Source organism: Streptomyces sp. CNZ287, from assembly GCF_007827615.1.
This window is the reverse complement of sequence record NZ_VISV01000021.1, coordinates 55,028-77,633: the sequence shown is the minus strand read 5'-3', so window position 1 is coordinate 77,633 and position 22,606 is coordinate 55,028. Positions and strand designations below refer to the sequence as shown.

Genomic DNA, 22,606 nt, shown 5'->3' with positions numbered 1-22,606 from the left:
CCGCGACCCCTGTGGATAACCCCTGGCAGGGCCATGCCATCACCCTCCCGGACCTGGGGAATCCGGCCAACCCGGGGGTTGGCCGGTTCGGTTCGGGCTCCTGGCTCCGGCTGGCATCTACGGTGACGCGAGGAAGGCGACGTACGCCGACACGAAGGGGCAACGCGCCATGGCAACCGACGCGCACGACAGCGGCCTCGCTCCCCCGTCGCCCGAGGAGGTCGGTTCCGCGTACGACCGGTTCGGCCCGCTGTACGACCTGACGCAGGGCACCACCGCCATCCACGTCGGCCGGTGGTCTGCGGACGGCGCGGGCCCGCCCGCGACTTCGCTCGGGAAGCTGGCCGACCAGGCGATGAACCGGCAGACCGACTACTACATCGACGCCCTGGCGCCCGGTGAGACCGACCACGTGCTCGACATCGGCAGCGGCACGGGCGGCCCCGCCGTGCGGCTCGCGGAGCGCACCGGGGCGCGGGTCACGGGGATCACCGTCAGCGAGACGCAGGTCGCCCGCTCCCGGGAGCGGGCCGCAGCCGCGTCGCTCACGGACCGCGTGACGTTCGCCCTCAACGACGCGCTGGAGCTCCCTTACGAGGACGCCTCGTTCGACGCCGCCTGGGCCATCGACTCCTTCGCCCACATCGCCGACCGGCTGCGCGGACTGCGCCAGGCGTGGCGTGTGCTGCCGCGCGGCGGGCGGTTCCTGATGACGGAGTTCACCCGCCGCGGCGAACCGTCGCGCGCACAGTTGGACACCCTCCGGCAGGTCTGGACGTCGCCGCCGCCGCTGCCGCTGGCGGAGGGGGTGCGGCTGGCGTACGAGGCGGGCTTCGAGCTCGAGCGGCTGGAGAACCAGACCCACGACGTCATCATGAACGCCGAGGTCATGACCGTTCTCTACCGGGACCACCACGACGAGATCCGGGAGCGCTACGGGCTGGAGACGACCGCGGCGATGGATGCGTCGATCCCGTTGTTCCGCACCTTCGTCCGCGACCACCTCGGCTACTTCGTCTACCTTCTGCGCAAGCCGTAGCCCGCCGCACGGCCGGCGCGGTGCGGCAGCCGCCTCGCACCTCCGGCCCGCGCCTCCTCCAGGCCCTGCTTCGGCTCAGCCGTTCGCCGCGAGGACGAGCGGCAGCACCGCCCCGGCGCCCGCCCGCCGCAGCAGCCGGGACGCGACGGCGAGGGTCCAGCCGGAGTCGGTGTAGTCGTCGACGAGCAGCACCGGGCCCGGGTTGCCGGCCAGGGCGGCGGCGAGGTCGCCGGAGACGGTGAAGGTGCCGGTGAGGGTGGCGAGCCGCTGCGCCGAGTTGCTGCGGCGCACGGCGTGGCCGCCGTCCGGGTCCGCGTACGCCAGCGTGCCGAGGTACGGCAGCCGCCCGACGGTGGCGATGCCCCGGGCGAGCGAGTCGACCAGCAGCGGCCGGGACGTGGACGGCACGGCGACGACGCCCACCGGCCGCGCCGGGGCGTCCGGCCCGCCCGCCGCCCAGCCGCCCGGGGAACGCGCCCAGTCGGCGAGCACGCCGACCGCGGCGCGCAGCACGTCGTCCGGCACGGGTGCGTCGGGGGTGTGCGGCGCGAGCAGCGGCCGCAGCCTGTTGCCCCAGCCGATGTCGGAGAGGCGGCCCAGCGCCCGCCCGGTGGCGCCCTGCTCGCCCGCCGGGATACGCCCCTTGAGGTCGATGCCCAGGGCGGCCATGCCGGTCGGCCACATCCGGCGCGGCTCGATCTCGGTCCCGGGCCGGTCCAGCTCCTTCTCGGCGCCCGTCAGCGCCTCCGCCGAGACGCCCGCGCCGATCCACGGGCCCGCGCAGTTGTCGCAGCGCCCGCACGGCTCCGCCCCCTCGTCGTCCAACTGCGCGCGCAGGAACTCCATCCGGCAGCCCGGCGTGCTCACGTAGTCCCGCATGGCCTGCTGTTCGGCGGCGCGCTGCCGCGCCACCCACGCGTACCGCTCGGTGTCGTACTCCCATGCGCGGCCGGTGGCCGTCCAGCCGCCCTTCACCCGCCGGACCGCCCCGTCGACGTCGAGCACCTTCAGCATCGTCTCCAGCCGCGTACGCCTGAGGTCGACGGCCGCCTCCAGGGCCGGGACGGACAGCGGGCGGCCGGCGTCCGCGAGCGCGGCGAGGGTCTGGCGGACCTGCGCTTCGGGCGGGAAGGCGGTGTCGGCGAAGTAACGCCAGATCGCCTCGTCCTCCCGGCCCGGCAGCAGCAGTACGTCGGCGTGGTCGACGCCCCGGCCGGCGCGGCCCACCTGCTGGTAGTACGCGATCGGCGAGGACGGCGAGCCGAGGTGGACGACGAAGCCGAGGTCCGGCTTGTCGAACCCCATGCCCAGCGCGGACGTCGCGACCAGCGCCTTGACCCGGTTCGCCAGCAGGTCCTCCTCGGCCTGCAGCCGGTCGGCGTTCTCCGTGCGCCCCGTGTACGAGGCCACGGGGAAACCGCGCTGCCGGAGGAAGGCCGCGGCCTCCTCGGCGGCGGCGACCGTCAGCGCGTAGACGATCCCGGATCCCGGCAGCTCGCCCAGGTGCTCGGCGAGCCAGGCGAGGCGGTGCGCCGCGTCGGGCAGCCGGACCACGCCGAGCCGCAGGCTCTCCCGGTCCAGCGGGCCGCGCAGCACCAGGGCCTCGCCGCCGCCGGTGCCGAGCTGCTCGGCGACGTCGGCGGTCACGCGCGCGTTCGCCGTCGCGGTGGTCGCCAGCACGGGCACGCCCTCAGGCAGGTCGGCGAGCATGGCGCGCAGCCGTCGGTAGTCGGGGCGGAAGTCGTGGCCCCAGTCGGAGATGCAGTGCGCCTCGTCGACGACGAGGAGGCCGGTCGTGGCGGCCAGTTCGGGCAGCAGCCGGTCGCGGAAGTCCACGGAGTTCAGCCGCTCGGGGCTGACGAGGAGCACGTCGGTCTCCCCGCGCTCGACCTCCTCATGGATGGCGCCCCACTCCTCGGGGTTGGCCGAGTTGATCGTACGGGCCCGGATGCCGGCCCGCGCCGCGGCCTCGACCTGGTTGCGCATGAGCGCCAGCAGCGGCGAAACGATCACGGTGGGGCCCGCACCGCGGCGGCGCAGCAGCGCGGTGGCGACGAAGTACACCGCCGACTTGCCCCAGCCCGTGCGCTGCACCACCAGCGCCCGGCGCCGCTCGCGCACGAGGGCGTCCACGGCCTGCCACTGGTCCTCCCGCAGCCGGGCCGGGCCGCCGGCGTCGCCGACGAGCCCGGCGAGAACGGCGTCGGCTTCGGCGCGCAGCTCCTGATCGTCCATGCCCCCATGCAACCCGATGGCACCGACAGTCAGCCACCTCACGCACGGTGATTGCTGCTGATATGCAGTTGGTCAGCGGTTGGACAGCGGTCGGGCACCGGCCCGCCGACGGCCGGAAAGGGCCCAGGCAACGGCCGCCGTGGGGCCCGGAAGCGGCCCGTGCCGCAGCAGGCCGGCGGCCGGAGAAGAGAGACCTGTCGACAATGCCGCATTGCCGCAGGCCACTTCGGCGGGGAGAATTGAGGTTCGCTCCCAGCGCCGGCCCGGTCCCCCGGGCTGCTCGACGCTGCGCGCCCACGCCCGATCGCCCCCGCCGTGCGTTCCCTACGCCCGCAGCCCCAGGGAGGGCCCTTGGTCTTCGGCCCCGCCACCGGCGACACCGGCCCGTCCGGCCGCATCCTCGAACCTGCCGAGTGGGCCGCGGCCGGCATCCCGCTTCTGCGCAACCCCCGCGAGATCGTCACCGGCCTGCACGCCCGCCACCGGCCCACGCCGCAGACGGCGGTGATCGCCGTGCTCGACCCCGACGAGCGGCTGCGCGCGAGCGCGTCGCTCGCGCGCAGCGAGGCAGGCCGGCCGGAGGTCGCACCGGACGGCTGGGACCTGCGCAACGCACTGCTGGCCCGGCTCCGCCGGATCATCCCGCACGACCTGCGCCGCCGCTTCCCGGTCCGTACGGCGGTGCTGCTGTACTGCCGCACCGGGGACGCCGGCTGGACGGAGGAGGACGGCGCGTGGATGTGGGGGCTGCGGGACGCCTGCACGCTGCACGGGCTGCGCTGCGGCGCGTACATCACGCTCACCGGCGGCGGCTGGCAGGTGCTGGGCGAGGGCCGCGGCGGCCGCCGCCCGTACGCGGACGGACCGCCGGCGGACGGGGAGTTCGCCGAGGACGCCCCCGCGCGCGAGGTCGGTGCGGCCCCGGGCCCGCGTGCGCTCCAGCCGCCGGAGGCGGAGGCGGAACAGACCATCTCGTGGGCGGTCTGAGCCGCCCCCGCTCCGGCCTCGGGCGGAGCGGGGCGATCAGGCCGAGACGCCCAGGATGCCGTTGATGTAGTCCGCGTCGCCGCAGAGGATCAGCAGCGCCGCCGCGCGCGTCATGGCCGCCGGCAGCGCCGCGGCCGTCGCCTCGTCACCGCCGCCGTTGACGGCGACGACGACCACCGGCCGCCGGGCCAACCGCTCCGCGGCAGCGGCGGCGGCGTAGAAGACGTCGTCCCCCGCGGCCTCCTGCGCCCAGTAGCCGTCCTCGCCGAACGACAGCTCGTGCGCCGCCCACGGGTGCGGATCGCCGGTGGTGAGGACGAGGATCTCGGCCGGCGCGCGGCCGGACTCCAGCAGCAGGTCGACGGCTTCGTCGGCGGCGTCGACGGCACCGTCGGGCGTCGCGGGGATGAGCTGGAGCTGCGGCCCGGCGGCGGGCCTGCCCTGGCCGCCGGCGGGTGCGGGACGGGCGCCGGGCGCGGTGGCACCGGGGGCGCGGCCGCCGGGGCCGGAACGGGAGCCGCCACGCGGCCGTACGGGTCGGGGGCCTGGGATGGGACGAGGGGGCGCGCTGCGGCCCGGGACGCTCTCGTGGGTGGGAGAGTCCTCGGCAGGGAGAGGCATGGGCGCATGTCTATCAAATGGCTGTGACAAGCACATCAGCGGGTGGGCAACTGAAGCGGGCGCCCGCGGCCCCCGCGGCCCCGGTCGCGGGGCCGCGTGTGTCAGATGTCCAGCCCCAACTGCCCGGCCGCCTCCAGCTCCGCGGCCTCGGGCGCGATCCGCGGGCGCTTCAGGTGCTGCCACTTGTCCAGCCCGTCCATGTACGCCCAGGAGAGCCGGTGCAGATCGGTGGGCCCGTGGTCCTGGAGGGCGGTCCGGTGCACGGGCGAGGGATAGCCGGCGTTGTCCTCGAACGCGTACGGCTCGTACTCGGCCCGCGCGGCGGCCAGTTCGGTCATGCGGGCGTCGCGGTGGACCTTGGCGAGGACGGACGCGGCGGCGACGGCGACGCACGACTGGTCGCCCTTGATCACCGTACGGACCCGCCAGGGCGCCCCGAGATAGTCGTGCTTGCCGTCGAGGATCACCGCGTCCGGCCGCACGGGCAGCGCCTCCAGCGCCCGGCCCGCGGCGAGGCGCAAACATGCCGTCATGCCCAGCTCGTCGATCTCCCGCGACGAGGCGTGGCCCAGCGCGTGCGCGGTGACCCACCCCGTCAGCTCGGCCGCCAGCTCCTCGCGCCGCTTGACCGTCAACAGCTTGGAGTCGGTGAGCCCTTCGGGCGCGCGGCGCAGCCCGGTGACGGCCGCACACACGGTGACGGGGCCGGCCCACGCACCCCTGCCGACCTCGTCGACGCCTGCGACGACCTTCGCGCCCGTGGTGGCGCGCAGGGAGCGCTCGACGCGGTGGGTGGGCGGCTCGTAGGGGCTCATAAGTTCAGCCTACGACCCCGCCCCCGCCCCGGCTCACGCGCACCCGCGCGCGGCACCTGAAACGGGGCCCTCCGCGCTCACTGCCCTTGCAGCAGCGGGACCATCACCTGGTCGACCAACTCGTCCATGTCCTTGTCGCTGAGGTCCCGGCCGGTGGTCTTGTGCCGGTACATCATCATCGCCGGCAGTACGTCGAGCACCAGGTCCCCGTTCACCTCGGGCCGCACGTCCCCCCGCTCGACGCCGCGGCGCAGCAACTCCGCGATCAGCTCCTTGCCGGGGTCGATGATCTGGCCGATGATCACCTCGTGGAACTGCTCGGCCTGCTCGCGGTCGCACTCGTCGAGCACGGCGCGCAGCGCCTGACCGCCGCTGGAGTACATCCGGTCGCGCAGCGCACGGCAGAACTCGGTGAGGTCGGCCCGCAGGCTGCCCCGGTCGGGCTGGGTCTCCAGGGGCGGCACCCCGGCCCGCAGCGCGTCCTGGACGAGCTCCGACTTCGACGCCCAGCGCCGGTAGACGGCCGCCTTACCGGTCTGCGCGCGGGCGGCGACGCCCTCGATGGTCAGCCCCTTCCAGCCGGCGACGCCTAGCTGTTCGAGCGCGGCGTCCAGGATGGCGCGCTCGAGTACGTCACCCCGGCGGCGCACGCCCTGGCTCCGGCCGGTTTCGGTGCACGCTCCGGGAGCGGTCCGGCCCGAACTACCCATATCGGTCTCTCCGTAAGCGGCCTTAGTGAACGCTTGCGTTCCTTCACGAGGGCTCTTACGCTCAACTCACTCAGTGAACGCCACCGTTCACTCTCTCACACGTATGGGGAACACGGTGACTGCCTCCCAATTAGCGAACGAGCGGGGAAAGGGCAAGGCTCCGCGTGCCGACCAGCGCAACATGGCGCTGCTCATCATCGCGGCCTGCCAGCTCATGGTCGTTCTCGATGTGTCGGTCGTGAACATCGCGCTCCCGCACATCCAGAACTCCCTTGACTTCTCCACCACCGGCCTGACCTGGGTCGTCAGCGCATACACGCTCACCTTCGGCGGCCTGCTCCTCCTCGGCGGCCGGGCCGGGGACATCCTCGGCCGCCGCCGCGTGCTCGTCTTCGGCGTCGCCCTCTTCATCGCGGCCTCGCTGCTCGGCGGCTTCGCGCAGGAGCCGTGGCACCTGCTCGTCGCGCGCGCCGTGCAGGGCGCCGGCGCCGCCATCGCCTCACCCACCTCGCTGGCCCTCGTCACCACCACGTTCCCCGAAGGCCCCGAGCGGAACCGGGCGTTCGGTGTGTTCGCGGCGGTCTCCGCGGCCGGCGGCGCCATCGGCCTGCTGGCCGGCGGCATGCTCACCGAGTGGCTCAACTGGCGCTGGGTGCTCTTCGTCAACGTGCCCATCGGCCTTCTGATCATCCTCACCGTCCCGCTGTACATCAACGAATCCGAGCGGCGCCCGGGACGCTTCGACATCTCCGGCGCGCTGACGTCCACCGCCGGCATGGCGGCACTCGTCTACGGGTTCATCCGCGCCGCCGAGGAGGGCTGGCGGGACAGCCTGTCGATCGGCTCGTTCGCGGCGGCGGCGATCCTGCTCGTGACGTTCGTCCTCGTCGAGCGCGGCGCGAAGGACCCCATCACGCCGCTGAAGATGTTCGCCGACCGCAACCGCTCCGGTTCGTACGTGATCATGCTGAGCCTGGCGGCCGCCCTCTTCGGCATCTTCTTCTACCTGGTGCTGTTCGTGCAGAACGTCCTGGAGTACAGCCCGATCAAGGCGGGCGTGGCGTTCCTGCCGATCTCGGTGGCCATCGTCGCCAGCGCCGGCCTCGTGCAGAAGTTCCTGCCGGTGCTCGGGCCCAAGCCGTTCGTGATCGGCGGCTCGTCCATCACCGCGGTCGCGCTGGCCTGGATGGTGCTGCTGGACACCGACAGCTCGTTCCTGGGCGGGGTGTTCGGACCCGAGGTCGTCTTCGGCTTCGGCATGGGCATGAACTTCGTGACCCTCACCATCACCTCCGTCTCCGGCGTCGCGCAGGACCAGGCGGGGGCCGCCTCCGGCCTGCTCAACGCCACGCAGCAGGTGGGCGGTTCGCTCGGCCTCTCCATCCTCACCACGGTGTACGGCACGGCCAGCAGGGACGAGGCGGAGAAGCAGATACCGGCGTTCATGGACAAGGGGTCGCCGGAGCAGATAGCGGGCTTCGAGAAGTCCGGCGAACTGCCGCCGCCGTGGAGCAAGGAAGTGCTCACGGTGGGCATGTCCCAGGCGTTCGTCGCCGCCACGGCCATGGTCGTGTTCGCCGTGCTCATCGCCGCGGTGGCCATCAAGGTGCGCAAGGCGGACATCGAGGCGCTGTCCGGCATGACGGGACCGGGCGCGGGCTGACGCGGGCGCAACCGGACTCCGGTGGCCGCGTCAGTGGCGGGGCGGGGTCACCGGGTGCGGCTCCCTTCGGTCACGTACGGCGCGTGGCATCGGTGCGTACGCCGCGGCGTCGGTCCGTAGGGAGCGGGGCGGGTGCGGAGCAGGGCTTCGGTGCGTACGGCCGCGTACCCGGCGTCTGCGTGCTGCCGTCCGCCAGGGACCGTCCGCGGCCCGGGTCTGTCAGGAGTCCGTGGCCGCGGGAACCCACTCCGGCAGCGGCTCCACGTGCCGTACCCACTCCGCCGGCGGCGCCCCCGCCGCCGCGCCCGCGAGCACTCCGCCGACGATCGCGCACGTGGTGTCCACGTCCCCGCCGGCCTGAACCGTGGCCCAGAAGGCACCCGCGAAGTCGCCGAGGTGCCGGGCGGCCGACCACAGGGCGAACGGCACGGTGTCGTGCGCGGTGCTGCGACGCCCGTTGCCCAGCACGGCCGCGACGGTGGCGACGTCGTCGTAGTCGAGCATGTCCCGTGCCCGGCGCAGCCCTTGGGCGACGGCGCTGCGCGGCACGAGCGCGATCACCTGGTCGAGCAGGGCGGCACCATCGGGCCCGGAGGTGTCCCCCGGGCGCGCCGCGGCGTCGCCGGGCGGATCGGCGGCCAGCGCCGCCGCCGCGGCCACCGCCATGCAGCCGGTGACGGCCTCGCGGTGCTGGTGGGTGACGTACGAGGAGATCTCCGCCTGCCGTACCGCCTCCTGGACGTCCCCCGCGTACCAGGCGCCCAGCGGCGCCACCCGCATCGCCGCGCCGTTGCCCCAGGAGCCCTGGCCGTCGAAGAGGGCGGCGGCGAGCCGGCGCCAGTCCCCGCCGTCGCGCACCTGCCGCAGAATCCGGTTCACCGTGCGCCCGTAGCCGCGGGGGCCGCCGGCGTTCTGCCGCCCGGCGAACGAGGCCGCCAGCGCGTCCTGTTCGACGCGGCCGTGCGCGGCGAGCACCGCCACCACCGACGCCGCCATCTCCGTGTCGTCCGTCCACCGCCACGGCGCGGGCGGCAGCTCACGGCGGGCCAGGAGGGGAAAGCTGCCGGGCTCGGAGTACCGGGCGCCCAGCGCGTCGCCGACGGCCAGCCCGCGCAGGCTCGCGAGGGCGCGTACGAGGGGTGCGTCGGGCATCCGCGCGCCCGCGCCTTCGGGTACGCGAGCGCCCCGGCCGTGGCCGGCCGCTACGGCCGTGTCCGGGGCCGGTTCCTGGGCGGTGCCCGGAGCCTGGGACGGGTCCGGCGGCGGGGCGGAAGCGGGATCCGGTGTCATGTCGCGCACAGCGTAGCGGCCGGGCATCCGGTCAGACGGTCCAGGACTCCACGAGATCCACCACGTCCCCCGCCAGCGCCGCCACGTCCGCCGCGGTCTGCGCGCGCAGCGCCAGCCGCTCCACCCGCTCCTCGCGGTACTTGCCGTGTTCCGCCTTCGCCCACCACAGCGACAGCACCAGGAACTCGCCCTCCCCCGACTGCCCCAGCACCCCCCGCAGCATCCCCGGCGACCCCGCCATCGCCGGGTTCCACACCTTCTCCTGCATGAGCGTGAAGTGCTCCACGCGGTCCTCGTGCACCCGGCAGTGCGCGAGCCGCATCACGTCCGCGCCCTCGAACCGGGGCTCGAAGCCCATCTTTACGTCCATCCGGTACTCGAAGAGCCGCACCCGCATGTCCCGGAACGTGCCGAGCTGGGCAGCGGCGAGCCGGTCGTGCGAGCGGGCCATGAAGGAGTCGTACAGCGCCCGGCTCTCCCAGAAGGCAATGAGGTGCACCACGCCCTCGCGCGCCCGGCTCCAGCCCCCGCCCTGTCCGAGAAAGCCCGGTTCGCCGGGCAGCCCCGCCCACTTCCGCTGCCCCCGCTCGAAACCCCGGCGGTCCACCACGGTACAGCGAATCCACTTGACCAGCACCGCGCTATCGTACGGCCTGGTTCAGCGGCGATCACCGGCGTGCGAGGGGCAGTTCACGCCCCCTGGCCGCCGGTCACCGCCGCGACGATCTCCACTTCCAGCAGCGCGCCGTCCCGGAAGAGCCGGGAGACCTCGACCGTGGTGCTGGACGGCGGCGGGCCGGGGAAGTACCCGCGCCGCACCTCCGCGTACGCGGAGAGCAGGCCCATATCGGTGACGAACGAGCGGATGTTCACGACGTCCGCGAGGGTGCCGCCGTGGGCGGCGAGGATCGCCGCCAGGCTCTCCATCACGTGCCGGGCCTGCACGCGCATGTCCCCGGGGCCGACGACCCGCCCGTCGGCGTCCAGCGCGACCTGCCCGGAGACGAACAGCAGGGCGTCGCCGCCGCCGAGGCCGAGGCGTACGACGTGGGAGAAGTTGCCCGCGGGCGGCGGGACGGCGGCGGGGTCGTCGAAGGTCTTCTGCAGCGTCATGTGCCGAAACGCTAGGCGGGCGCCCACCCATCTGACCAACGAATGTCTCGCATGCATACGATGCGGAGACCGCATGCCTCGTCGGACCCCGGGAGCCGCTGTATGGACACCGCCTGGCTGGAGGTCTTCCGGGCCGTCGCCCGCCACGGCTCCTTCACCGCCGCGGGCGCCGAACTGGGCTTCACGCAGTCCGCGGTGTCCCGGCAGATCGCCGCGCTGGAAGCGGAGTTCGGCGCGCCGCTCTTCGACCGGCTGCCCCGCGGCGTACGCCTCACCGAGCAGGGCCGCCACGCCCTCGGCCACGCCGGGGCGGCCCTCGACCGCCTCGCCGACGCCCGCCGCGACCTCGCCGCCCTGGACCGGCTGGCGGCCGGGCGGCTGCGGCTCGGCTCCTTCGCCACCGCGGACGCCTCCCTCGTACCCCGCGCGCTGGCGGCCTTCGCCGCCGACCACCCGGGCATGTGCGTGACGCACGTCGAGGGTTACAGCCGCGACCACGTCGCCGCGCTGGCGGCCGGCGGGCTGGACCTGGCACTGGTGTCGGGCTACCCGGAGCAGGTGGCCGCGTACGAGGGGGTGGAACTGGCGCACCTGCTCGACGACCCGGTGCTCGTCGCGCTGCCCGCCGGTCACCGGCTGGCGGGGAGCACCCGCCCGCTGCGGCTTGCGGACCTGGCCGGCGAGAGCTGGGTCGCGGGCAGCCAGACGCCGGAGGAGACGCTGATCAGCGCCTGCCTGCGGCAGGGCTTCCGGCCCCGTATCGACTACGTCGCCCGCGAGTGGACGGCGAAGTTCGGCTTCGTCGCGGCCGGCCTGGGCCTCACGCTCGTCCCCGCCCTCGCCGCGGGAGCCCTCCCCGCAGGCGTCACCCTCGCTCCCCTCCACCCTGAGGACGCCCCCACCCGCACGGTGCACACGGCCACCCCCCACACCGCGCACCCGCCGTCGGTCCGGGGCTTCCTCCCGTACCTGCACCGGGCGGCGAGCGCGACGAAGGACTGACACCCGGGAACAGCCGTCGGCACGCCGCCCAGGACTTCACCCGGACGTGTCCGGCATGCTCCGAAAGGCGCCGGAGGGGACCGGCCGGTGGCCGGTCCCCTCCGGGACGTGCGGTCAGCTACGTGGGCGGGTCACCGGACCCGGCCCGTCAGCTGCAGCCGCTGGTCGAGCCGCAGCCCTCGCAGATGTAGCAGCTACCCGCCCGCTGCATCTTCGTGCCGCAGGAGAAGCACAGCGGCGCGTCCGCCTGGATGCCGAGCTGCATCTCCACCAGCTCCGCCGACGTGTGCGCCTCCTTCGGGGCCGGCTTGGCCTGTTCCATCGTCACCGGCGAGGTCGGCAGCGGTGCCGGCTCGCGGGGGGCCGACTGGGCCAGGCCCTCGACGTCCAGCTCGTCGTCCGTCGGCTCGTACGAACCCGTCTCCAGGTGCCGCTCGCGCTCCTCCGCCGAGTGGATGCCCAGCGCGGAGCGGGTCTCGAACGGCAGGAAGTCCAGCGCCAGGCGGCGGAAGATGTAGTCGACGATCGACTGCGCCATCCGCACGTCCGGGTCGTCCGTCATGCCCGCGGGCTCGAAGCGCATGTTCGTGAACTTCGAGACGTAGGTCTCCAGCGGCACCCCGTACTGCAGGCCCACCGAGACCGCGATCGAGAAGGCGTCCATCATGCCCGCGAGGGTCGAGCCCTGCTTCGACATCTTCAGGAACACCTCGCCCAGCCCGTCGTCCGGGTAGGAGTTGGCGGTCATGTAGCCCTCGGCGCCGCCGACCGTGAAGGAGGTGGTGATACCCGGGCGGCCCTTGGGGAGGCGGCGGCGTACCGGACGGTACTCGACGACCTTCTCCACAGCCTCGCGGATCGTCTCCTCCGCCTTGTCGGCGGCCTTGTCGGCCTTCTTCTTCGCCGACAGCGGCTGGCCGACCTTCGAGCCCTCCACGTACACGGCGAGGGCCTTGACGCCCAGCTTCCAGCCCTGGAGGTAGATCTCCTCGACGTCCGCGACGCTGCTCGTCGCGGGCATGTTGACCGTCTTGGAGATCGCGCCGCTCAGGAACGGCTGCGTCGCCGCCATCATGCGCACGTGCCCCATCGGCGAGATGGAGCGCTCGCCCATGGCGCAGTCGAAGATCTCGTAGTGCTCGGGCCTGAGGCTCGGGGCGTTCACGACGCTCCCGTGCTCGGCGATGTGCGCCACGATCGCCTCGATCTGCTCCTCCTGGTACCCCAGGCGCTTCAGCGCCATGGGCACCGTCTGGTTGACGATCTGCATCGAGCCGCCGCCGACCAGCTTCTTGAACTTCACCAGCGCCAGGTCCGGCTCGATGCCCGTCGTGTCGCACGACATCGCCAGGCCGATGGTCCCCGTCGGTGCCAGCACCGACGCCTGGGCGTTGCGGTAGCCGTGCTTGTCGCCGAGGCGGACCACGTCCTGCCAGGCTTCGGTGGCGGCCGCCCAGACGGGGGTGTCCAGGTCGTCCATGCGCCTGGCCGTGCCGTTGGCGTCTGCGTGCTGCCGCATGACGCGCTTGTGGGCGGTGGCGTTGCGGGCGTAGCCGTCGTACGCGCCGACGGCGGCGGCCAGTTGCGCGGAGCGCTTGTACGCGGTGCCGGTCATCAGGGAGGTGATGGCGCCGGCGAGGGCGCGGCCGCCGTCCGAGTCGTAGGCGTGGCCGGTGGCCATGAGCAGCGCGCCGAGGTTGGCGTAGCCGATGCCGAGCTGGCGGAAGGCGCGGGTGTTCTCGGCGATCTTCCGGGTGGGGAAGTCGGCGAAGGAGATGGAGATGTCCATCGCCGTGATGACGAGCTCGACGACCTTGGCGAAGCGCTCGACCTCGAAGCTCTGCCGGCCGTCGGCGTCCTGCTTGAGGAACTTCATCAGGTTCAGCGAGGCGAGGTTGCACGAGGTGTTGTCCAGGTGCATGTACTCGCTGCACGGGTTGGACGCGGTGATACGGCCCGACTCCGGCGCGGTGTGCCAGTGGTTGATGGTGTCGTCGTACTGGATACCGGGATCGGCGCAGGCCCAGGCGGCCTCCGCCATCTGCCGGAACAGCTTCTTCGCGCCGACCTCCTCGATGACTTCGCCGGTCATCCGCGCGCGCAGGCCGAACTGCTCGTCGTTCTCGACGGCCTTCATGAACTCGTCGGTGACCCGCACGGAGTTGTTGGCGTTCTGGTACTGCACGGAGGTGATGTCGTCGCCGCCGAGGTCCATGTCGAAGCCCGCGTCGCGCAGGGCGCGGATCTTCTCCTCTTCCTTCACCTTGGTCTCGATGAACGCCTCGATGTCAGGGTGGTCGACGTCGAGCACGACCATCTTCGCGGCGCGCCGGGTGGCGCCGCCGGACTTGATGGTGCCGGCGGAGGCGTCCGCGCCGCGCATGAACGAGACCGGCCCCGAGGCGTTGCCGCCGGAGGAGAGCAGTTCCTTGCTGGAGCGGATACGGGAGAGGTTGAGGCCGGCGCCGGAGCCGCCCTTGAAGATCATCCCCTCTTCCTTGTACCAGTCGAGGATGGACTCCATGGAGTCGTCGACGGAGAGGATGAAGCAGGCGCTCACCTGCTGGGGCTGCGGGGTGCCGACGTTGAACCACACCGGCGAGTTGAAGCTGAAGATCTGGTGCAGCAGGGCGTAGGTCAGCTCGTGCTCGAAGATCTCGGCGTCCGCGGGCGAGGCGAAGTACTTGTGGTCCTCGCCGGCCTTCCGGTACGTCTTCACGATCCGGTCGACGACCTGCTTGAGGCTGGTCTCCCGCTTGGGGGTGCCCACCGCACCGCGGAAGTACTTGCTCGTGACGATGTTGACCGCGTTGGCCTCCCAGAACTCGGGAAACTCCACGCCGCGCTGCTCGAAGTTGACCGAACCGTCGCGCCAGTTGGTCATGACGACGTCACGGCGAGCCCACTCCACCTCGTCGTACGGGTGCCTACCGGGGGTGGTGTGGATCCGCTCGATGCGCAGGCCCTTGTTCCCCTTGGCGCCGCCCTTGCGGGAACTACGCGCCGGGCCGCTCGTCGTCTCTGTCATGCCGCCTCCCTATACGGGCGTGAACGCCCTGATGTGCCCGCGTCTTCCCGGGCACGGTTCCTGTTCTTGATCTGCTTGTTCCGCAGGCGGACGGCGCGCTGCGCCGCGCACCGGCCGGGTGTGGATGACGGGTGGCCCGCGGTGGGCGTCAGCCGGCCGCTCTGCCGGGTGACGGGACTCCGGGGGCCTCGCCGCGGCCCGGACTGCGGCCGGGGCCGGGCGCGCCGGGGTCGCCCGGCGCGGGAGGTGGGGCCTGGTCGTCCTGTCCGTCGGGGCCGCCGCTGTCGGCGGGGGGCCTGTCCGCGGTCCGCAACTGCGTGATCGCGTCGTCGAAGTCCTCGAGGGAGTCGAAGGCGCGGTAGACCGAGGCGAAGCGCAGGTAGGCGACGAGATCGAGATCCTGCAGCGGGCCCAGTATGGCGAGCCCGACGTCGTGGCTGGAGACCTCGGCGCTGCCGGTGGCCCGGATCGCCTCCTCGACCCGCTGGCCGAGCTGGGCCAGCGCGTCTTCGGTGACGGGGCGGCCCTGGCAGGCCTTGCGGACGCCCGTGATCACCTTGGCGCGGCTGAAGGGCTCGGTGACCCCGCTGCGCTTGATGACCATCAGGGACGCGGTCTCCACCGTGGTGAAGCGGCGCGAGCAGTCGGGGCACTGCCGGCGGCGGCGGATCGCTGCGCCGTCGTCGGTCGTGCGGCTGTCGACGACCCGGCTGTCGGGGTGCCTGCAGAAGGGGCAGTGCATCGTTCTCCACCCTCCCCTTCTCGCGCACGGCACGTCGGTCCGGCGGCCCCCCGCGGCCCGCCGGAGCAGACCTCAATCATATGGGATGCCCTTCCGCTGAGAGGAAGGGGGACCACAACTTGTGGGCTGCTGACACCCATCTAACCACTAGATCTGGGGTTTGGCTGCCATTGAGATGCGGAGAGCGTGTTGCCGCGCCACGAGATCGGGCGGGGCGCGGGACAGGGCACCGCGCGCGACATCGGCAGCCTACGTGAGCGCGCGGACCGCGACGCGGGTGGGGCGGGGGTGACAAGCTGGACGGCACCCCCGCGCCGACGGGACGGCACCCCCGCGCCGACGGGACGGCACCCCCGCGCCGACGGGACGGCACCCCCGCGCCGACGGGACGGCACCCCCGCGCCGACGGGGCGGCACCCGGCACACCCGCGCGGCGGCAGGCCGGCGCGGGGCGGGCGGCAGGCGGCGCTCAGCCATCAGGCCAGCGCTTTACACCCAGTTGATGGATCACGGAAGTGAAACCGAAGTTTTTCACTCGAACGTGTGTTTGGCGCAACCTTTCGAAAGCAACTACCGTTGGTCCTACGAGAGAGAGACCCGTCTCGAGAGGGGCCCGCCGACGTGACCACTACCGCAGACACCACAGCCATCGCCGCCCACGAACGGCCCCAGCAGGCAGCAGAGCCGCAGCTCACGCCGCCTTCCGGGGACGGCCGTGAGGGCGAGGCGCAGCCACCCAAGCGCTCCATGCCCGGGCGTCCGCCGGGTATCAGGGCCGACAGCTCGGGCCTGACCGAGCGGCAGCGCCGGGTCATCGAGGTCATTCGCGACTCGGTGCAGCGCCGCGGCTACCCGCCGTCGATGCGCGAGATCGGCCAGGCGGTCGGCCTCTCGTCCACCTCGTCCGTCGCGCACCAGCTCATGGCCCTGGAGCGGAAGGGCTTCCTGCGCCGGGACCCGCACCGGCCGCGGGCGTACGAGGTGCGCGGCGCCGACACGCCCACCACCCAGGCGGCCACCGACACCACGGGCAAGCCCGCCGCATCGTACGTGCCGCTGGTCGGCCGGATCGCCGCCGGTGGCCCGATCCTCGCCGAGGAGTCGGTCGAGGACGTGTTCCCACTGCCCCGGCAGCTCGTCGGCGACGGTGAGCTCTTCGTGCTGAAGGTCGTCGGCGACTCAATGATCGACGCGGCGATCTGCGACGGGGACTGGGTCGCGGTGCGCCGCCAGCCGGTCGCCGAGAACGGCGACATCGTCGCCGCGATGCTGGACGGCGAGGCCACGGTCAAGCGCTTCAAGCGCGAGGACGGCCACGTGTGGCTGCTCCCGCACAACGCGGCGTACCAGCCGATTCCGGGCGACGAGGCGACGATCCTCGGCAAGGTCGTCGCGGTCCTCCGCCGGGTCTGACACCCGGCACGGCATATCCGGCCCGGGACCTGGCCCCCGGGCCGCCGCCTCGCGCGGCGCGGAGTGTCGCGAACCGGCCGCGGCGGCGGCCGGACACGCGCGCACGGCGGAGGCACGGCCTCGCGTACGGCACAGGTACGCGCGGCGGGTACGGGCGGCGAGGACACCGCCCCCGGCCCGCACCGGGGTCCGTACGACTCCGGCCCGCTCAGGTCTGCCGGGCCAGGCACTGACGGCAGCACAGAGCCCCCCTCCTGCCCGGCTCTCCTCCTGTGGCGTCCGGTGCTCGTACGCAGGGGCAGCTCGCCCGCCGAGGGCCGTCTCCGACGCTGAGCCCGGCAACGCGGCCCGCGCGAGGGCCGTCTTGGACGCCGCGCCGGGGCACCCCGGCGCCATCGGCCCCGTGCAGCTCAGTCCGCCAGCAGGTCCTCCGCCTCCTCGCCCTCCGCCTCCAGCGCCTCACGGACGACGCGGATCGCCAGCCCTTCCCCGTAGCCCCGGCGGGCCAGCATGCCCGCGAGGCGGCGGATGCGCTTGTCGCGATCGAGGCCGCGGGTGGCGCGGAGCTTGCGGGCGACCAGCTCGCGGGCCGTCTCCTCCTCGGTGTGCACGTCGAGCCGGCCCACCGCCTCGTCGACCACCGGGGCCGCCACGCCCCGGGTGCGCAGTTCGCGCGCGAGCGCGCGGCGGGCGAGACCGCGGCCGTGGTGCCGGGACTCCACCCAGGCGCCGGCGAACGCCGCGTCGTCGATCAGCCCGGCCGCTTCGAGGCGGTCGAGTACGGCCTCCGCCACCTCGGCGTCGACGTCACGCTTGGCCAGTGCGTCCGCGAGCTGCTTGCGGGTGCGCGGCGACCCGGTGAGCAGCCGCAGGCAGATCGCCCGCGCCCGTTCCTCCGGGCTGAGCGACATCTCCCGCGCCCGGTCCTCGGACGGCTCCCCGCGGCCCCGCGAGCGCCCCCGTCGGGAGGCCCCGCCGCGCCCGGACCGGCGCGGGTGCCCCGGTCCGCCGGAACCGTCAGGATCTCCCGCCGGCCCATACCCCCCGTCCTCCGGGCCGCCCCCGAACGGGGGGCGGCCGTCGTCCGGGGGCGGGAGCGGCCAGTCGGTGCGCCGGACCACGGATCAGCTCTTGGCCGCGGCCTTGGCCGCCTTCGCGGTCTTGGCCGGCGCCGGCACCGTCTTCTTGCCCGCGGGGGCGGCACCCTCCGCGGGCGCGGCGGGGCCGGCGGCCGCGTCCGCACCCGGCTCGCCCTCCGGGCTCTCCTGCTTCGGGCCGATGCCGAGCTTCTCCTTGATCCGCCTCTCGATCTCGTCGGCCAGGTCGGGGTTGTCCTTCAGGAACGTCCGCGCGTTCTCCTTGCCCTGGCCGAGCTGGTCGCCCTCGTGCGTGTACCAGGCGCCGGACTTGCGGATGAAGCCGTGCTCCACGCCCATGTCGATCAGGCCGCCCTCGCGGCTGATGCCCTGCCCGTAGAGGATGTCGAACTCGGCCTGCTTGAAGGGCGGCGCGACCTTGTTCTTCACGACCTTCACGCGCGTGCGGTTGCCGACGGGCTCCGTGCCGTCCTTGAGCGTCTCGATGCGCCGGATGTCCAGCCGCACCGAGGCGTAGAACTTCAGCGCCTTGCCGCCGGTGGTGGTCTCGGGCGAGCCGAACATCACGCCGATCTTCTCGCGCAACTGGTTGATGAAGATCGCGGTGGTCTTCGACTGGTTCAGCGCGCTGGTGATCTTCCGCAGGGCCTGGCTCATCAGCCGGGCCTGCAGGCCGACGTGGGAGTCGCCCATCTCACCCTCGATCTCCGCGCGCGGCACGAGGGCCGCGACCGAGTCGATGACGATCAGGTCGAGTGCGCCGGAGCGGACGAGCATGTCCGCGATCTCCAGCGCCTGTTCGCCGTTGTCGGGCTGGGAGAGGATGAGGGAGTCGATGTCGACACCGAGCTTCTTCGCGTACTCCGGGTCGAGGGCGTGCTCCGCGTCGACGAACGCGACCGTGCCGCCGGCCCGCTGCGCGTTGGCCACCGCGTGCAGCGTCAGGGTCGTCTTTCCGGAGGACTCCGGCCCGTACACCTCCACCACGCGGCCGCGCGGCAGGCCGCCCACACCGAGCGCCACGTCGAGCGCGGTCGACCCGGTGGGGATGACTTCCACGGGCTCGTTCGGCCGCTCGCCGAGGCGCATCACGGCACCCTTGCCGAATTGCCGTTCAATCTGGGCGAGTGCGGCGTCGAGCGCCTTCTCGCGGTCAGTCGCTGCCATGGGCTCCACCCGGGATGTCTGAGTCGATCGCTTCACGTCCACGACGCTAGCGCCTGCCACTGACAACGCGCCTCGCGTCGGGCCGGCCTGGGGAAACCCGGCCGATCCTTCATGGGAACCCATGTTCGATTTAGCTGTCAACCCGCACCGCGGGACCCATCCGCCCCGTGCGTCCCCCCGTGCCCGTGCGCTCTCGCCGCCCCAAACCCGGTGGCTGCGCCGCCCCCGCGCCGCCTAGTTTCGGCCGCATGGCCGACGACTGCTTCGCTCATCCGCAGCTCGCCGCGATCTACGATCCGCTCCACCCCGACCGCCGCGATCTCGACGCGTACCTGCGGCTCACGGACGAGTTCGGCGCCCGCCGGGTGCTGGACATCGGCTGCGGCACGGGGGTGTTCGCGCACCTCCTGGCCGACCGCGGGATCGAGGTCGTCGGCGTCGATCCCGCCCAGGCGTCCATCGACGTCGCCCGCGCCAAACCGGGCGGTGAGCGGGTGCGCTGGATCTGCGGCGACGCGACCGCGCTCCCACCGCTGCGGGCCGGCCTCGCGACGATGACGGCGAACGTCGCCCAGGCGATCACCGATCCGCAGACGTGGAACGAGACCCTGCGCGGGGCCCGCGCCGCGCTGCGGCCCGGCGGGCACCTGGTCTTCGAGACCCGGGACCCGGCCCGGCGCGCCTGGGAGGAGTGGACCCGAGAGCGCTCCTCGCGCGTGACGGAGATCCCGGGTGTCGGCTCGGTCGCGAGTTGGGTCGAGCTGATCGAGGTGGACCTGCCGCTGGTGACCTTCCGCTGGACCTACGAGTTCGCCGCCGACGGCCAGGTGCTGACCTCGGATTCGACCCTGCGGTTCCGCGGGCGGGAGGAGGTCGAGCAGGACCTCGCCGCCCACGGCTACGCGGTGGAGGACGTCCGCGACGCGCCCGACCGCCCGGGGAAGGAGTTCGTGTTCCTGGCCCGCCGTCATTGAGCGACTGCCGCCCGCCCACCCCGGACGTCATCCGCCCGGGGCGGCTTCCGGCCCTACGGCTTCTCCTGCCGGTAGTAGCGGGCCGCCCCCTCGTGCAGCTCCAGCGGGTCGGTGAAGACCGCCGTGCGCAGGTCGACCCGCTGGGCGGCGTGCACCACGCGGCCGATCCGGTCACGGTCCCGTATCACCGTGCTGGTCACGCTCTCCGTCAGCCGGGGGTCCTCCCGGTCGGTGGTGACCAGCAGGTTCGCCACCGCGAGCGTCGGCACGGCGGTGTCGCGCTGGACCGTCGGGTAGGCGTCGGGCGGCATGACCGCGGCGCGGTAGTAGCGGGCCAGTTCGCCCTGGGCGTGGAGAGGGCCGAGGAGGTCGCCGAGCGGTACGAGTTCGATCTCGGTCTGCTGTGCCAGGCGTTCGACGGCTTCCGTGGGCAGGCCGCCGGACCAGAAGAAGGCGTCGATCTCCCGGTCGCGCAGGAGTCCCGGCATCGTGTCGAGGCCCTCGCGTACCGCCGTCACGTCCTCGTCGAAGTCGAGCCCGGCCGCCGACAGCAGCCGCCGCGTGATCAGTTGGACACCGGAGCCGTCCTCACCGACGCCGACCTTGAGGCCGCGCAGGTCGGCGGCGTGCCGCACGGGCGAGTCGCGCAGGACGACGAGCTGCATGTAGTCGTCGTAGAGCCGGGCCACCGCGCGCAGCCCCTGCCAGCCGGGCAGCCGGTCGCGGCGGTACGTGGCCACGGAGTCGGCGGTGGCGACGGCGAAGTCGGCGCGGCCCGCGGTGACCTTGCGCAAGTTGTCGATGGAGCCCTGGCTGGTGTGCAGCCGTACGTCGAGGTCCGGCTCGTCCCGGGCGAGCCCTTCGCGCAGCAGCCGTCCGTACTCCGCGTACACGCCCGAGCGCACCCCGGTGGCGAAGACCACCTTGCCCGCCGGGCTGCCGCTGCCGCCCAGCGGCAGGAGCCACCACAGGAGCAGCCCGAGCACGGCCGCCGTCGCCACGGCGGCCTGCAGCGCTCGGCGCCTGCCGAGGCGGCGCGGGACGGTGTGGACCACGCGGCGATCCTGCCAAACCGGGGCCCGGCACGGCCAGCGCGCCGGACTCCCGGCGGGAGCCCGGCGCGCCGGCGGGCTTGCGTACGGCCCGGCGCGGCAGCGCGGGGCCGTACGGTACGGGCGGGCTAGCCGCCGCTCACCTCGTCGAAGACCGCCTCGGCCTCCTTGTCCAGCCTCGGCCCGGCGAGCCAGGTGGCCTGCAGCGGGCCGATCGACGTGACGGACACGAGCTGCTCCTCGCCGCCGTTCGACGCGGTCCAGCCGCCGCCGGAGGCGCCGGCGGTCATGGTGCAGCCGATGCGGTACATCGTGGGCTGCGACGCCTGGATCGACAGCCGGCCCGCCGCGTCGGTGCAGGAGTAGAGGCGCCCGCCGTCGTACGGCGCGGCCGCCGGATAGCCGGTGGCGGTCAGATCACCGACGTCGTTCACGGCCGGGGCGTCGAACCAGACGGGCACCGAGGCGCCGACGGTCTCCTCCAGGGACTGTCCGCCGCCGTCCTTCGGCTGGACCTTCATCACGGCGAAGTCGTACGGGGCGCCCACGCCGCCCTGCGACTTGCCCTCGGAGATCCACTCGTCGGTCGTACGGGCCTCCTCGGCCCAGAACGTGCCCTTGGGCGCGATGTCGGCCTCGGTCGCCTGCTCGGCCTCCAGCTCGGCGACGGTCTTGCCCTCGGGGTTGAAGGAGGGCACGAAGATGACGTTGCGCCACCAGCCGCCGTCGGAGCCCTTGTGCACGCAGTGGCCGGCGGTGGCCACCAGGTTGGACTTGCCCGGGTTGGCCGGGTCTGCGACCACGGTGCCGGAGCAGACCATGGGGCCCTCGGGGGTGTCGAAGAAGATCTTCCCGGCGGCGGGCTGCGACTCGTCGTAAGGCGTGGCCGCCTCGACCGCCTCGACGGGCGCCGGCTCCGGGTCGGTGACGCCCTGGTCCTCGGACACGTCGTCCTCGTCTACCCGGCTGGGCGGCTGCTCGGCGTCCCACATCCGGTCAGGGTCCCAGAGGTCCTCGATGATCGGGTTGACGAACTCGCGCGCGTCGCGCAGCCAGTCCTCCTTGGCCCAGTCCTCCCAGCCGCCGTCCCTCCACTTGTCGAGGTCGAGGTTCTTCAGCGCGTCCGGGATCCCCTCGGGGAGCGCCAGTTCCTTCTCGGGCGCCTGCGACTCCTGCTCTTGCTGCTTGTCGTCGGCGCCGCTGTCACCGCCGCCGTCCTCGCAGGCACCGGCGGTCAGCGCCAGGGTGGCCGCGAGGGCCGCCGCGGCCAGCGCCTTTCTCCGTATACGACGTTTCCCGTTGGCGGGCATGGATCGAATCCCCCAGTTCTCTGCACAGGTGCCCCGGCGGGACACGAGCCCCCACTATGCCGGTGCCGTTGGGGACGGCCGCACCGGGCCCCGTGGTTCCACCGGGCCCAAGGATCTTGGCGGCGGGCCGTGTTCCTGCGGCGGGTGCGTCGTTGGTAGGGGCGGGGAATGGACCCGTATCCGGTGCGAGGGGGTGGGGCTGTGCCCGCGGTTCGCGCAGCGGACGTGCACGCGCGCGTCTGCCGTAGGCGCCACGCCCCGGCCGCGCCCCCTGCGCCGGGTCCTTCGTCCCTCCTCCCCGGCCCCTCCGTGCGGCCCGGGGACGCTCGATCCCGTACGCGACCCATC

The 22,606-nt window shown here is 73.3% G+C and carries 19 protein-coding genes; 6 read left to right on the top strand and 13 right to left on the bottom strand.

The window, feature by feature from the left end; translation table 11 throughout:
- Positions 1–169: 169 nt before the first annotated feature.
- Complete coding sequence (locus FB457_RS29675; RefSeq protein WP_047018469.1) at positions 170–1,039, top strand: SAM-dependent methyltransferase; 870 nt, start codon at positions 170–172, stop codon at positions 1,037–1,039.
- 75 nt (positions 1,040–1,114) lie between these two features.
- Here the strand turns inward: FB457_RS29675 and FB457_RS29670 are convergent, their stop codons facing one another.
- A complete protein-coding gene (locus FB457_RS29670) occupies positions 1,115–3,274 on the bottom strand; it encodes a RecQ family ATP-dependent DNA helicase (protein WP_047018468.1) in 2,160 nt (719 codons plus the stop codon).
- A gap of 351 nt (positions 3,275–3,625) precedes the next feature.
- Between FB457_RS29670 and FB457_RS29665 the strand changes: the two genes are divergently transcribed.
- Positions 3,626–4,261: a hypothetical protein gene (locus FB457_RS29665; protein ID WP_047018467.1), complete on the top strand. Its 636-nt coding sequence runs from the start codon at positions 3,626–3,628 to the stop codon at positions 4,259–4,261.
- Positions 4,262–4,297: 36 nt separating this feature from the next.
- On the opposite strand, the gene FB457_RS29660 is transcribed toward FB457_RS29665, so the two are convergent.
- From FB457_RS29660 to FB457_RS29650, 3 genes are all read right to left on the bottom strand, one after another.
- Entirely contained in the window at positions 4,298–4,882 is a 585-nt protein-coding gene (locus FB457_RS29660) for a hypothetical protein (RefSeq protein ID WP_047018466.1), read from the bottom strand.
- 101 nt (positions 4,883–4,983) lie between these two features.
- Positions 4,984–5,697 (bottom strand): ribonuclease HII, encoded by a 714-nt coding sequence (locus FB457_RS29655; RefSeq protein ID WP_047018465.1) that lies wholly within the window; start codon positions 5,695–5,697, stop codon positions 4,984–4,986.
- A 77-nt stretch (positions 5,698–5,774) separates the two neighbouring features.
- The gene (locus tag FB457_RS29650) at positions 5,775–6,407 is read right to left on the bottom strand and encodes a TetR/AcrR family transcriptional regulator (RefSeq protein ID WP_047018464.1); all 633 of its coding nucleotides are present in this window, start codon (positions 6,405–6,407) and stop codon (positions 5,775–5,777) included.
- Positions 6,408–6,522: 115 nt separating this feature from the next.
- Here FB457_RS29650 and FB457_RS29645 point away from each other — a divergent pair, with 115 nt between their 5' ends.
- On the top strand, positions 6,523–8,070 hold the full coding sequence (locus FB457_RS29645; protein ID WP_047020430.1) for an MFS transporter: 1,548 nt from the start codon (positions 6,523–6,525) through the stop codon (positions 8,068–8,070).
- A 219-nt stretch (positions 8,071–8,289) separates the two neighbouring features.
- Here the strand turns inward: FB457_RS29645 and FB457_RS29640 are convergent, their stop codons facing one another.
- The 3 genes from FB457_RS29640 to FB457_RS29630 all read right to left on the bottom strand — a co-directional run bounded on the left by FB457_RS29640 (position 8,290) and on the right by FB457_RS29630 (position 10,473).
- Positions 8,290–9,222 (bottom strand): ADP-ribosylglycohydrolase family protein, encoded by a 933-nt coding sequence (locus tag FB457_RS29640; RefSeq protein WP_047020429.1) that lies wholly within the window; start codon positions 9,220–9,222, stop codon positions 8,290–8,292.
- Positions 9,223–9,391: 169 nt separating this feature from the next.
- Positions 9,392–9,997: a YdbC family protein gene (locus FB457_RS29635; protein ID WP_047018463.1), complete on the bottom strand. Its 606-nt coding sequence runs from the start codon at positions 9,995–9,997 to the stop codon at positions 9,392–9,394.
- A gap of 53 nt (positions 9,998–10,050) precedes the next feature.
- A complete protein-coding gene (locus tag FB457_RS29630; protein WP_047018462.1) occupies positions 10,051–10,473 on the bottom strand; it encodes a RidA family protein in 423 nt (140 codons plus the stop codon).
- 102 nt (positions 10,474–10,575) lie between these two features.
- On the opposite strand from FB457_RS29630, the gene FB457_RS29625 reads away from it, so the two are divergent.
- Positions 10,576–11,475: a LysR family transcriptional regulator gene (locus FB457_RS29625; protein WP_145783840.1), complete on the top strand. Its 900-nt coding sequence runs from the start codon at positions 10,576–10,578 to the stop codon at positions 11,473–11,475.
- Between the two features lie 148 nt (positions 11,476–11,623).
- Here FB457_RS29625 and FB457_RS29620 read toward each other — a convergent pair whose 3' ends face one another.
- The gene (locus FB457_RS29620; protein WP_145783835.1) at positions 11,624–14,503 is read right to left on the bottom strand and encodes a vitamin B12-dependent ribonucleotide reductase; all 2,880 of its coding nucleotides are present in this window, start codon (positions 14,501–14,503) and stop codon (positions 11,624–11,626) included.
- Positions 14,504–14,651: 148 nt separating this feature from the next.
- A complete protein-coding gene (nrdR, locus tag FB457_RS29615; protein WP_047018459.1) occupies positions 14,652–15,245 on the bottom strand; it encodes a transcriptional regulator NrdR in 594 nt (197 codons plus the stop codon).
- Between the two features lie 621 nt (positions 15,246–15,866).
- Between nrdR and lexA the strand changes: the two genes are divergently transcribed.
- Positions 15,867–16,658, top strand: a complete 792-nt coding sequence (lexA, locus tag FB457_RS29610; protein ID WP_125937490.1) for a transcriptional repressor LexA — start codon at positions 15,867–15,869, stop codon at positions 16,656–16,658.
- Between the two features lie 410 nt (positions 16,659–17,068).
- Here the strand turns inward: lexA and recX are convergent, their stop codons facing one another.
- A complete protein-coding gene (recX, locus tag FB457_RS29605) occupies positions 17,069–17,779 on the bottom strand; it encodes a recombination regulator RecX (RefSeq protein ID WP_047018457.1) in 711 nt (236 codons plus the stop codon).
- 3 nt (positions 17,780–17,782) lie between these two features.
- Positions 17,783–18,922, bottom strand: a complete 1,140-nt coding sequence (recA, locus tag FB457_RS29600; RefSeq protein WP_047018456.1) for a recombinase RecA — start codon at positions 18,920–18,922, stop codon at positions 17,783–17,785.
- Positions 18,923–19,170: 248 nt separating this feature from the next.
- Here recA and FB457_RS29595 point away from each other — a divergent pair, with 248 nt between their 5' ends.
- The gene (locus FB457_RS29595) at positions 19,171–19,896 is read left to right on the top strand and encodes a class I SAM-dependent methyltransferase (RefSeq protein ID WP_047018455.1); all 726 of its coding nucleotides are present in this window, start codon (positions 19,171–19,173) and stop codon (positions 19,894–19,896) included.
- Between the two features lie 53 nt (positions 19,897–19,949).
- Here FB457_RS29595 and FB457_RS29590 read toward each other — a convergent pair whose 3' ends face one another.
- Both FB457_RS29590 and FB457_RS29585 read right to left on the bottom strand, forming a co-directional pair.
- On the bottom strand, positions 19,950–20,951 hold the full coding sequence (locus FB457_RS29590) for a TAXI family TRAP transporter solute-binding subunit (RefSeq protein ID WP_047018454.1): 1,002 nt from the start codon (positions 20,949–20,951) through the stop codon (positions 19,950–19,952).
- Between the two features lie 125 nt (positions 20,952–21,076).
- Entirely contained in the window at positions 21,077–22,258 is a 1,182-nt protein-coding gene (locus FB457_RS29585) for a trypsin-like serine peptidase (protein ID WP_047018453.1), read from the bottom strand.
- Between the last annotated feature and the right edge of the window lie 348 nt (positions 22,259–22,606).